Origin of the sequence: Leifsonia sp. EB41 (assembly GCF_041262565.1) — a bacterium.
Lineage (GTDB): Bacteria > Actinomycetota > Actinomycetes > Actinomycetales > Microbacteriaceae > Leifsonia.
In genome coordinates this window covers 1,138,588-1,150,497 of record NZ_JBGCCJ010000001.1, presented here as the reverse complement: position 1 = coordinate 1,150,497, position 11,910 = coordinate 1,138,588, and the positions used below count along the sequence as shown (strand labels likewise).

The 11,910-nt window shown below is 61.6% G+C and carries 8 protein-coding genes and 1 pseudogene; 8 read left to right on the top strand and 1 reads right to left on the bottom strand.

The genetic code is table 11. The features are described 5' to 3' along the window. The first annotated feature begins 55 nt into the window (after positions 1-55). The 4 genes and pseudogenes from ABH923_RS05605 to ABH923_RS05590 all read left to right on the top strand — a co-directional run. Positions 56-2,773 (top strand): DNA methyltransferase, encoded by a 2,718-nt coding sequence (locus tag ABH923_RS05605; RefSeq protein ID WP_370054379.1) that lies wholly within the window; start codon positions 56-58, stop codon positions 2,771-2,773. Then, positions 2,770-4,755: a DEAD/DEAH box helicase gene (locus ABH923_RS05600; RefSeq protein ID WP_370054378.1), complete on the top strand. Its 1,986-nt coding sequence runs from the start codon at positions 2,770-2,772 to the stop codon at positions 4,753-4,755. The genes ABH923_RS05605 and ABH923_RS05600 overlap by 4 nt, the downstream gene beginning before the upstream one ends. Continuing rightward, positions 4,752-5,960, top strand: coding sequence for a GIY-YIG nuclease family protein (locus tag ABH923_RS05595; protein ID WP_370054377.1), 1,209 nt, complete (start codon positions 4,752-4,754; stop codon positions 5,958-5,960). The genes ABH923_RS05600 and ABH923_RS05595 overlap by 4 nt, the downstream gene beginning before the upstream one ends. A gap of 148 nt (positions 5,961-6,108) precedes the next feature. Further along, positions 6,109-6,381 (top strand): annotated as a pseudogene (locus tag ABH923_RS05590) (helix-turn-helix domain-containing protein); the annotation flags it as partial. Between the two features lie 17 nt (positions 6,382-6,398). Here ABH923_RS05590 and ABH923_RS05585 read toward each other — a convergent pair. After that, entirely contained in the window at positions 6,399-7,352 is a 954-nt protein-coding gene (locus tag ABH923_RS05585) for an IS481 family transposase (RefSeq protein ID WP_370054376.1), read from the bottom strand. Positions 7,353-7,619: 267 nt separating this feature from the next. On the opposite strand from ABH923_RS05585, the gene ABH923_RS05580 reads away from it, so the two are divergent. The 4 genes from ABH923_RS05580 to ABH923_RS05565 all read left to right on the top strand — a co-directional run bounded on the left by ABH923_RS05580 (position 7,620) and on the right by ABH923_RS05565 (position 11,893). After that, entirely contained in the window at positions 7,620-8,456 is an 837-nt protein-coding gene (locus ABH923_RS05580; RefSeq protein ID WP_370054375.1) for a phosphotransferase, read from the top strand. A 257-nt stretch (positions 8,457-8,713) separates the two neighbouring features. Beyond that, positions 8,714-9,913 (top strand): epoxide hydrolase family protein, encoded by a 1,200-nt coding sequence (locus tag ABH923_RS05575; protein WP_370054374.1) that lies wholly within the window; start codon positions 8,714-8,716, stop codon positions 9,911-9,913. Continuing rightward, positions 9,910-10,866, top strand: coding sequence for an alpha/beta fold hydrolase (locus ABH923_RS05570; protein ID WP_370054373.1), 957 nt, complete (start codon positions 9,910-9,912; stop codon positions 10,864-10,866). The genes ABH923_RS05575 and ABH923_RS05570 overlap by 4 nt, the downstream gene beginning before the upstream one ends. Next, positions 10,856-11,893, top strand: a complete 1,038-nt coding sequence (locus ABH923_RS05565) for a redoxin domain-containing protein (protein WP_370054372.1) — start codon at positions 10,856-10,858, stop codon at positions 11,891-11,893. Before ABH923_RS05570 ends, ABH923_RS05565 begins: the two co-directional genes overlap by 11 nt. Positions 11,894-11,910: the final 17 nt, after the last annotated feature.

The following is an 11,910-nucleotide window of genomic DNA, read 5'->3' as shown; positions in this document are numbered from 1 at the left end:
ATTGGATCCTGCCGCATTTAAGCCAAGGCAGCTCCGGCGGGAACAGGATGGACATATGGCAAGGCTCAACCTCAAGGCCGTGGAGGAGAGGGTCACTCTGCTGGCTGGCCGTCAGTCCTACGATCGCGAGTTTGTCTTCGATCTACTGCTCGCCTACGGTAAGCCGCAAAGCACCGTCACGAGACTGCGCAACGGCGATCTCAACGTCGCTGCGGATAAGACCCGCGAGATCGCTCAGAAGAAGGTCCTGTATTTCAAGGAGGTCCTTGGGGATCCGCTTGAGGCGCTGGAGGAGCTAAAGACATCGCCCGATGTGGTGCGTTTTGGCACCCGCTTTATCGTGGTCACGGACTGGGCGGAGTTGGTTGCGGCCGACACCCAGACGGGTGAGACGATCGGTTTCCCCATCCAGGACATCGATCAGTACTTCACCTTCTTCCTGCCTTGGGCCGGTATGGAAAAGGCCCGTTACGTCGCAGAAGCCCACGCTGATGTAAAGGCCGCCGAGCGGATGGGGAAGCTCTTCGACGAGCTGCTCAATGCAAATCCAAGTCTCCTGGACCAGCCCCACGGTCGTCATGCGCTCAACCTCTTTTTCACCCGTCTTCTATTTTGCTTCTTCGCAGAAGACACCGGAATCTTCTCAGAGAACCAGTTCACCAACGCGGTTGGTTCGCACACGTTGCAGGACGGGTCCGATACGGCTGACTTCCTGACCGCACTATTCGGTGCCCTAGACACGGCGAAAATCGATGAGAAGCCGAGACATCTCGCGGCATTTCCCTATGTCAACGGCCGCCTCTTCGCGATGGCTCATGACCACGTCGTGCCCACCTTTACCAGGAAAGCGCGTCAGGAGCTGATCGACTCCGGGAAGCTAATCTGGCGCGAGATCAACCCGGATATTTTCGGCTCGATGTTTCAGGCCATCGTCACTCCAGACAAGCGCAGCGACTTGGGGCAGCATTACACTTCTGTTCCGAACATCCTCAAGACGATCGAACCGCTATTCATAAATGCGCTAAAGGACGAGCTCGACGAGAACTTCGACTCAGTAAAAAAGCTCGAGGTGCTCTTGGACCGGATTAGCGCGATCAAGGTGTTCGACCCCGCTTGTGGGTCGGGTAATTTCCTCGTCATCGCGTATAAGGAGCTGCGCAAGCTCGAGCATGCGATCCTCGAACGACTCGCCGATCTCGACGATCGGCACCGATTTCTGTTCACCGAGTCGAGGATCAACATCGAAAACTTCTTCGGCATTGAAATCGACGACTTCGCCGTGGAGGTCGCCATACTCTCCCTTTGGATTGCCAAGCACCAGATGAATATGGAGTTCAAAGAAAAGTTCAACGTCGCAATCCCGCTGATTCCTCTCAAGGAGACCGGCAAAATCCGCGCAGGCAATGCGAACCGTATCGATTGGAACGAGGTCTGCCCGAATGACGGTGGAGAGATCTACATCATCGGGAACCCGCCTTACAAGGGCAGCAAGTATCAGACTACGGAGATGAAGGCCGACTACCCGTTTGTTTTCGGGGCCCGGTCTTACTCCAAGAATCTCGACTATGTCGCGCTCTGGTTCGTCAAAGGTGTCGACTACATTGCAGATACCGCAGCGCAACTGGCGTTTGTTGCCACAAATTCACTGACACAGGGTGAGCATGTCGGGCTCTTGTTCCCAATGATCTTCGGCAGGGGCGTAGAGATCGGCTATGCCTATACGTCGTTCAGATGGGAGAACAACGCTAGGCATAATGCGGGCGTCACCGTAGTGGTCATCAGTCTCAGGGCGAAGCAGCCCGGACGAAAGTTCATCTTTCAAGATGGGCTTCAGATTGAGGCCACCCATATCAACGGCTATCTCGCTGACGCTGAGTCAGTTTTTGTATATCGGCGAACCGCCGCGATCAGTACTTCCTTGCCAGCGATGACATATGGCTCCGCGCCAAGGGACGATGGTCACCTTCTCCTTTACCCCCACGAACGCGAGGATATTGTCGACTCGCATCCCGAAGCTGCGAGCATGATCAAGCGTTATATCGGTGCTACAGAATTCATAAACGGAATCGAGCGGTACTGCCTCTGGATTCGCGATCAGGACCTCCCAGTCGCACAATCCATCCCAGCAATTGCTCGTCGTCTTGACGCGATGCATCGGTGGCGGAGTGAGAGCGATCGGGCGGCAACACTCAAGCTGGTGGACGCGCCCCACCGGTTTGAAGAGGTGCGCTTCAAGGCGACGGACTCGATCATCGTCCCGATCGTCTCCTCCGAGCGACGAGAGTACATCCCAATGGGTTATCTCGGGCCTGACACCGTTATTTCCAACGCTGCGAACGCCGTCTACGATGCGGAACCATGGGTGTTCGCTCTCTTGACGTCTGCTGTGCATATGGCGTGGACACGCGCTGTCTGTAGTCGGATGAAGACCGACTATCGGTACTCGGGTACGACGGTCTACAACAACTTCCCGGTCCCACCGCTTAGCGATGTGGCGAAGGAGGAGCTGAACGTTGCGGCGCTCCGGATTCTTGACGTTCGCGAGTATCACTGCGAGCAGACGTTGGCTGAACTATACGACCCGGACAAGATGCCGGCTGATCTGCGTGCCGCGCATTCCGAGGTGGATGCCCTCGTCGACTCGATCTACTCGAGACGCGGCTACGAGACCGACGAGCAGCGTCTCTCCGACCTATTTGTGCTGTACGAGCACATGACCACCCAAGAGGCGGCGCATGCCTCGGCTACCAAGACCCGGAGGCTCGCAAAGTGAACGCTCCAACGAAGCCCGTCAACATCGTTGACGTCACCTACGCTCAGACCGGAGAGTCGGTGAACATCGACGAGCTGGGCATGCGCGAGATGCAGCAGCGTGTCTTCGCCAAGCGCAACGCGCAGCATCTTCTTGTTAAAGCCCCGCCGGCGTCAGGTAAATCGCGCGCGCTGATGTTCGTAGCGCTCGACAAGCTCTACAACCAGGATAGAAAGAAGGTCATCGTCGCCGTGCCAGAGCGGTCGATCGGGGCCTCCTTCGCATCGACGAACCTTTCCAAATATGGGTTCTTTGCCGACTGGGAAATCAAAGACGAGCACAACCTCTGTGACGCGGGGTCATCTGCAGGCAAGGTCGATGCCTTCATTCGGTTCCTGGAAGGGTCCGACGCCACGCTTGTATGCACCCATGCGACATTGCGGTTCGCCTTCGAGAAATTAGCGCCTGAGGCTTTCAATGGAACCGTGCTCGCGATCGACGAGTTCCATCATGTGTCCGCAGACGTTGAGTCGAGTCGGCTCGGCGCGCTCCTGCGCGATGTTATGAACGGTTCCGACGTGCACATCGTCGCAATGACTGGCTCGTACTTCCGGGGTGATTCGGTGCCGGTACTGTCAGCTCTCGATGAAGCGAAATTCACACCGGTCACTTTCAACTACTATGACCAACTCAACGGCTACGAATATCTGCATTCTCTCGGCATCGGGCACCACTTTTACCAAGGCCGCTACACCGATGCGATTGGCGCTGTCCTTGACCTCAACAAGAAGACGATCATTCACATCCCGAACGTCAACTCAGGCGAATCGACGAAGGACAAGCTCGATGAGGTTGGATTCATCATCGACACGATCGGACACGTTCAGGGGACTGATCCCGACACAGGGATCATCAGTGTGCGCCGGCACGACAATGGTGCCATCCTGCGGGTGGCCGACCTCGTTGATGACACCGACCTGAAAAAGAGGGGGGATATTCTTCATTATTTATCGCATACCGCGTCCAGTGACCGTGATGCAGTCGACATCATTATTGCCCTAGGCATGGCGAAGGAGGGCTTCGACTGGCCCTTCGCAGAACACGCGCTGACGGTTGGCTACAGGGCGTCGCTCACTGAGGTCATCCAGATCATCGGGCGAGTGACACGTGACAGCGTAGGCAAGTCTCACGCACAGTTCACTAACCTCGTTGCGGAGCCGGATGCCACTCAAGGCGAGGTGAAGGTATCTGTAAATAACATGCTTAAAGCGATCACAGCTTCGCTATTGATGGAGCAAGTGCTGGCTCAGAATTTCACGTTCAAGACGAAGAAGTTTGAGGGCGACGACTCGAAGGTCCCCGGCGAGCTGAAGATCAAGGGCTTCAAAGAGCCGTCGAGCGAGCGCGTGAAGCAGATCGTCGAGACGGATTTGAATGACCTGAAGGCGACGATCCTCCAGGATGACACCTTCGCACGCGCGGCCGCAGGTTCGATCGACGCCGAAACCGCCAACAGAGTGCTTATTCCTAAGATCATTCGTGAGAAATACCCAGACCTCACCGAATCGCAAATCGAAGAGGTGCGCCAGCAGGTTGTCGTGGATTCCGTGATCAAGAACGGAGAGGTTCGCGATGTCGGCGACAAGCGTTTTATCAAGATGGCTGAAAAGTTTGTAAATATCGATGATCTCAATATCAACCTCATCGACTCGGTGAACCCATTTCAGCGGGCTTTCGAGATCATGTCGAAGTCGGTGACGCCTTCGGTGCTAAGGATCATCCAGGACTCGATCGCTGCCACGCGAGTGGAGTTCAGCGAGGAGGAGGCCCTCGCGCTGTTTCCCAGAATCCAGAACTGGGTCAAAGTGAACGGACGCCGTCCTGACATCCGCGCAGCTGATCCGAACGAGAAGAATCTTGCATCTGCGTTGCTCTTCCTGCAGAGACTCAAGCAGCAGCGCGAGGCAGAGAGTCGATCGGCAGCGACAGAGGAACGCGTATGAGCGGCGACCCTGATCTCAGCCCCGTGGAGTCAGAGTCGTCCAGACGATTTCAGGCGATGCTCGACGCAGACATTGATGGTCTGCTCGATGCATTGGAGAAGCCGAGGAAGTTCGACGCGTCCGATCGGCTAGAGAACGCATTCCTCGAGATTGTTCAGTTCCGCCGGCAACACGGTCGCGTGCCCAGCTCGGATACTCGTCAGATTTCCGAGCGGAAGCTCGGAGCTCGGCTTGATGGGATCCTGGCCGACGACGAGAAAGCGTCGGCACTCGCGCACCTCGACTCGGAATTCGGGCTGCTGGCAATTCCAGCGGCGCCTGATTCACTCAACGATTTGCTCGCAAGCGACGAGCTCGACGAGCTGCTCGGTGATGCCTCGGGCGTTCTGGACGTCTCCGATCTGCCCGTCCGCCGCGTTGCCGATGCGCCGGATTCCGTCGCCAAGCGCAAACGCGCATTGGACTTTGATCTGTTCGAGCCATTCTTCAAAGCAAAGCACGCTGAGCTGGCTGAAGGCGCGATGGTGCTAGCGCCGTTCAAGGGTGTGCACACCATCCACGAGGGGCGTTTCTTCGTGCTCAATGGGTTAGTGCTGTTCGTCGCGGAGGTCGGGGAGTCGCAGTCACTGATAGTCGGCGGCAAGGCTGAGCAGAAGCAACGCCTCCGGGTGATCTTCGAGAATGGCACGGAGTCGTCCATGTACCGCCAGTCGCTATCAATCCGCCTGCACGAGCAAGAGGGGCAGGCGCTTGTTCGCGCTGGTGTCGGCGCCGATGAGATCCTCGATGGCGATGCTGCGACGGGGCATATCTACGTGCTCGAGTCGTTGAGCGACGACCCGTTGATTTCTCGCATACAGGACCTGCACAAGATCGGCTTTTCGACGACGAGCGTCGAGACCAGGGTCAAGAACGCTGCCAAGTCCCCTACGTATCTCATGGCGCCGGTCAAGATTGTTGAGGATTACCGAACGTACAATCTCAAAGCGTCCGCGCTGGAGCATCTGATCCATCGCGTTTTCGCTGAGGTCCGGCTCGATCTCACGCAGGTAGATCGCAAAGGCCGCAACTACGATCCGTCCGAGTGGTTTATCGCGCCCAGGAACGTGATCAACCAGGCAATTAACATGATCATCTCCGGAGAGATAACTGATTACGTCTATGATCCTGTATCTCAACATCTAGTAGGCCGAGATGGGGAGTGAGGGAGTCGGAGCGGGGCGGCCAGGCAGCCGCCACCGGCAGACGTCGACGACCTGTGATCCATCAGGACATCTCTGACGAAGCTGCATCAATAGAGCTCTGACGTTCCAACCGGGTTTGGTCCTGACAGTTGCCCTCAATGTTTGAGGGATGAGCCGTGTTGACCCTGTTGATCCTCGTGTCCGTCTCGCGATCGTTCAGTGGCCGCCGGATGCGCCGCGCGGGTCGGTCACGACGTTCTGCGCCGAGCATGGGATCTCGCGGGAGACGTTCTACGCGATCCGGAAACGGGCAGTGGAGGAAGGGCCGGCGGCGGCGTTGGAGCCGCGGTCGAGACGGCCGCGCAGCAGCCCGTCGAGGGTCGCTGATGATGTCGTCCAACGAGCGGTCGGAGTGCGAGCGGCGCTTGAGCAGTCCGGACTTGTGCAACTGAGGGAGGCCTATGACAGCGGGTCCTGTGTTTTCTGCTTGAGCCGCTCGTAGGGTGTCTGGCCTGCGAGGGCTCCGTGTGGTCGATCGTAGTTGTAGTAGTCCTCCCATTGTTGGAGGCGGTCGTTGAACAGGTTGACGTCGTCGATCACCTGCCCCTCGAGGAGCCTGTAGAACTCCTCCGCATCGATCCGGTGCGAGCGCTCGACCTTGCCATTCAGGCGCGGGGTCGCCGGCTTGATGCGGATGTGGTCAATGCCCTTGTCGAGCAGGTGCCAGTGGAAGGACTGGCCGAACTCGCTGCCGTTATCGGTTTGAACCTTCTCGACCTTGAACGGCAGCTTGGAGAGCACGTGATCGACGAACCGGATCGCGGTCTTCTGATCGTGCGTCGGATAGGCCTTCAGCACGCGCAGGCGGGTGCAGTCATCGATGGCGGTGTATTGGTAGTAACGCTTCTTCTTGCCCGTCTGGCCCAGCGGCTCGATGAACTTCACATCCACCTGCAGGGCATGGCCGGGGCGCTGCTTCTCGTAGCGTTTCCACCGGATCTCGCGCCGCTTGTAACGCTGCGAAGCCGGCAACCGGTTCAGGCCCACCTTCTTCAGGATCCGCCAAACCCCGGAGACGCTGATCGTGACGTCGTGATACCGCTTCAAATACATCGCGATCTTCTCCGGCCCGAAGTGATACTGCTGACGCAGCCAGAGAATCTTCTCCACCACCTCCCCGTCCGTTGCCGTCGGTGAATGGTGCGGGGCACTGGAGCGGTCCTTCAGCCCCTCAAACCCTTCCGCCTCATAACGCTTCAGCCAGTGGTAGTAGGCCTGCCGGCTCACGCCGTAATAGCGGCAGCTGGCGGCGATGTTCCCGCTGACTTCCTCGACATGTCGGAGCACCGCGAGCTTGTGATTCGCCCGCCGTTCGATCGCCCGCTGAGCTGCAGCGGAGAGTACTTTCGTCATGCAGTCTTCCTCCCAAGTGGAAGACCCGACTGTCAATAACCTCCGTCAGTTTTATACAGACGTCGACGACCTGGATGGCAAATTTGCCCACAATTTGCCCACAATCGGGTGAGATCCTATGAGATCGTAGTCATCTCTAGGAGGTCAAAAGGCGCATAATTCCGCGGATTTTGGGCCCTCCTCGACGGTGATTAAAGGGTGGTCGCAGTTTTCGAGTCCCTCAAGGGGCACCGTGCGTGTGCGGCGAGCGTGTTAAAGGATAGGGGCGTGAATCGTAGCGACCAACCATGGGATTCCTCCGCTCCCGAGGAGCCGCTCCTCGGTGGTGACGTCACCGTGGGTGTGGTCCGTTCGGGCGATACCGTGCGCAGGCCGCGCAGCGCCTCCTCCGAGCGGGTGCGGGCGTTGCTCACGCATCTCGAGCGGGTGGGCTTCGCCGGTGCGCCGCGTTTCCTCGGCGTCGATGATCGTGACCGAGACGTCATCACGTTCATGGAGGGTGAGGTCGCCGGCCGCCCCGCACCGGAGTGGGTGGCTTCGGACGACCGGGCGATGAGCGTCGCCAGGCTCCTCCGCTCGTACCATGACGCGGTGGCGTCCTTCGGCGTCCCGGCGGTCTTCGACGATGCTGCTCCGGCCCTGCCGGAGGGTGCGCCGGAGCCCGTGCCTGTGCCTCTGGAACTCATCGGCCACCGGGATGTGACGCTGGAGAACGTCGTCTTCCGGGACGGCGTCGCATCCGCGTTGATCGACTTCGACCTCGCGCGAGCGTCCTCCCGGGTTGAGGACGTCTCTAACATGCTGCAGTGGTGGGCGCCGTGGCAGCCGGTGGAGGATCGCGCCGAAGTCCTGAAGGGCGTGGACGCGTTCGCCCGTGCGGCGAAGATGCTCGATGCGTACGGGCTGGACGCGGGCTCGCGGCCGATGCTCGTGCCGGTGGCGCGAAACGCGGCCGAGCGCACATGGCACACGATGAAGCTGCGAGCGGAGCGTGACGGCGGCGGTTGGCGCCGCATGTGGGAGGAAGGCGTCGGGGACGCGATCCGCCGGCGGCAGTCGTGGCTGCAGGAGAACGAAGAGGCTCTGGTCAGAGCGGTCATGTGACGCAGGGAGCGAAGGCGTCCCGTGCGGTCACATTGCAGGACCGAGACGCATCTGGTCACCGTCTAGCCGACCAGCGCGCCGAGGAGCGATAATCGCACCGAGAGCGGCGATTCCACTGCGGAGGACCTTGTCGATGGTCGCAGCGTTCGTCTTTCATAACTGCCCTGCTGCTCGGCTGCGGCTCCCTCCTCCTGACCCACGCTCGCGCATCGCGCACGCCCCTGGAAAGCAACACCCGTCACGAGAGAACCATCATCATGGCTGTCACTGAACGACCCCCCGACACCACCATCCGCCCTTTCACCGTCTCCATCCCTCAGGAGGACATCGACGACCTCAAGCGCCGTATCCGCAACACCCGCTTCCCCGAGAAGGAGACCGTCGACGACACGTCCCAGGGAGTCCGGCTGGAGGTGATGCAGGCGCTCGCGACGTACTGGCTCGAGCAGCACGACTGGCGGACGGTTGAGGCCCGCCTGAATGCGCTCCCGCAGTTCGTCACCCGGATCGACGGGGTGGACATCCATTTCATCCATGTGAGGTCGAAGCACGAGGGCGCGCTTCCGATGATCGTCACTCACGGGTGGCCGGGCTCGGTCATCGAGCAACTCAAGATCATCGGGCCGCTGACCGATCCGACCGCGTACGGGGCCGACGCCTCGGATGCGTTCGACCTCGTCATCCCGTCGCTCCCGGGACACGGGTTCTCCGGGAAGCCCGACAAGCCCGGATGGGACCCGATCAGGATCGCGCGGGCCTGGGCTGAGCTCATGCCGCGTCTCGGATACGACCGCTATGTCGCCCAGGGCGGCGACTGGGGGAACGCCGTCACCGAACAACTCGCCCTGCTCCGACCTCCGGGGCTCATCGGCATCCACACGAACATGCCGGCAACAGTTCCGGACAGCATCCAGGCCGCGCTGGACGCTCACGAGGAGCCGCCGGCCGACCTGACGGCCGACGAGCGGGGCGCGTGGGACCAGCTCGCCTTCTTCTATGCGCACGGTCTCGGTTACGCCCAGGAGATGGCCGGTCGGCCCCAGACCCTCTACGCTCTCGCGGACTCGCCGGTGGGACTGGCCGCCTGGATGCTCGACCACGATGCGGCGAGCTACGACCTGATCGCGCGGGTCTTCCTGGGCGGGTCGGAAGGGCTCAGCCGCGACGACATCCTGGACAACGTCGACCTCTACTGGTTCACCAACACGGCCGTCTCGTCTGCGCGGCTCTACTGGGAGAGCAAGCTGGCGTTCTTCGCTCCGAAGGGTGTGCAGCTTCCGACCGGTGTCAGCGTCTTCCCGGATGAGATCTATGCCGCACCGCGGACCTGGGCTGAGCAGGCGTACCCGAATCTGATCCACTTCAACCGCCTCGACCGTGGCACGCACTTCGCCGCCTGGGAGCAGCCCGAGCTGTTCTCGGAGGAGGTCCGCGCGACGTTCAGGTCCCTGCGGTGACCACGCCGCTCCAGGCGACCGCCCAGGTGGAGGCCGGCGCTCTGAGCGTCGGCCTCGCCGAGCGGGGTCCGTCCGACGGTCCGGCGGTGCTGCTGCTGCACGGGTGGCCGTACTCGATCGACAGCTTCAGCGCCTCCGCGAGCATCCTCGCCGACAACGGCTTCCGGGTGCTGGTCCCGCACCTGCGCGGGTACGGGACGACGCGGTTCCTGTCAGCGGACATCCCACGGAACGGTCAGCCTGCCGCCCTCGCAGCCGATGCCATCGCGCTGCTCGACGCGCTGGAGGTCGCCGAAGCGGTCGTCGCCGGCTTCGACTGGGGAGCGCGGACAGCCAACGTGCTCGCCGCACTGTGGCCGGAGCGCTGTCGTGCCCACGTCGCGGTCAGCGGGTATCTGCTCAGCAGCCAGGCCGCCAACGCGCAGCCGCTGCCTCCCGTGGCCGAGCTGGCCTGGTGGTACCAGTTCTACTTCGCGACCCGGCGAGGGGAGCTCGGATACGACGCGAACCGTACGGAGTTCGGCCGTCTGATCTGGCGGACCGCATCGCCGGAGTGGGAGTTCGGCGAGGAGGAGTTCCAGCGCAGCGCCGCAGCCCTGCAGAATCCCGACCACGTGCAGATCGTGATCCACAACTACCGCTGGCGACTGGGCCTCGCGGAGGGAGAGGCCCGTTTCGACGAGGTCGAACGACGCCTGGCCGAGCGGCCGTCGATCGGCGTGCCGACGATCACGCTCGAGGGAGACAGCAACGGCGCCGCCCATCCCGACCCCGCCGCCTACCGGGACCGGTTCACCGGCCCGTACGCGCACCGCACCCTGGCCGGCGGTATCGGCCACGACCTGCCGCAGGAGGCGCCGGAGGAGTTCGCGCAGGCCGTCATCGACGCCGAGCGGATGGCCCGGGATGCAGGGAACGACGCGCACGCGACGGAGGCGCCCCATGTCTCTTGACGCGCGGGAGGGACGTTTCCGGTCGGTCGCCCATCGCCTCGTCGACACGGTCGACGCGCTTCCCGACGAGGGCGGGCTCGCTCCGTTCACCCGGGCCACAGGCTGGCTGAACTCCGAACCGCTGACACTTCAGGCGCTTCGCGGCCGGGTGGTCCTCGTGAGCTTCTGGACGTACACGTGCGTCAACTGGCTCCGGACGCTGCCGTACCTCCGCGCATGGCACGCGAAGTACGCGGCCGCGGGGCTGACCATCGTCGGGGTGCACACGCCGGAGTTCGGCTTCGAGCACGACCACGCCAACGTCGCGGCGCGCGTTCAGGCGCTGGGCGTGGAGTACCCCGTCGCGTTGGACGACGACTACGGGGTGTGGGGCGATTTCGCCAACAACTACTGGCCGGCCGTCTACCTCGCGGACGCATCCGGCCGCGTCCGCTACCACCACTTCGGTGAGGGCGACTACGAGATGACCGAGATGGCCATCCAACAACTGCTGATGGCCGCCGGCGCGCCCGAGCTGGATCTCGGTCTGGTGCAGCCCGAGGCGCGAGGGTTGGAGGTGGCCGCGGACTGGTCCTCGCTGCGCTCGCCGGAGACGTATCCGGGGTACCGGCAAAGCAGCGGCTTCGAATCCGAGAACGCCGGCCGCTATGACCGCGCCTTCGAGTACGTCATCCACCCCGATCTGCCGAGGAACCGGTGGGACCTGGGCGGTGAGTGGGTGCAGACTCCGGACGCCGCAGTCTCCCGACAGCCAGGCGGCCGTGTCGCCTACGCCTTCCACGCCCGCGACGTGAGTCTGGTGATGGGCGGCCCCGCCGGAGCCGACCCCATCGGATTCCGGGTGCTCATCGACGGGCGGCCGCCGGGGGAGGCCTGCGGCACGGACGTCGACAGCCGAGGGCACGGCGTCGTCGACCGTCAGGACACGTACCAACTGATTCGGACGCGGGATGCGATCCGCGATCAGCTGTTCGAAATCGAGTTCGACCAGGCGGGGGTGGAGCTGTACTGCTTCACCTTCGGATGACAAAGCAACAATGTGAG

Bases quoted from the DNA above. Each gene is read 5' to 3' on its own strand.
- ABH923_RS05575 (WP_370054374.1), top strand. From the start codon at position 8,714: ATGGCTGTCACTGAACGACCCCCCGACACCACCATCCGCCCTTTCACC.
- ABH923_RS05605 (WP_370054379.1), top strand. From the start codon at position 56: ATGGCAAGGCTCAACCTCAAGGCCGTGGAGGAGAGGGTCACTCTGCTG.
- ABH923_RS05595 (WP_370054377.1), top strand. From the start codon at position 4,752: ATGAGCGGCGACCCTGATCTCAGCCCCGTGGAGTCAGAGTCGTCCAGA.
- ABH923_RS05585 (WP_370054376.1), bottom strand. From the start codon at position 7,352: ATGACGAAAGTACTCTCCGCTGCAGCTCAGCGGGCGATCGAACGGCGG.
- ABH923_RS05565 (WP_370054372.1), top strand. From the start codon at position 10,856: ATGTCTCTTGACGCGCGGGAGGGACGTTTCCGGTCGGTCGCCCATCGC.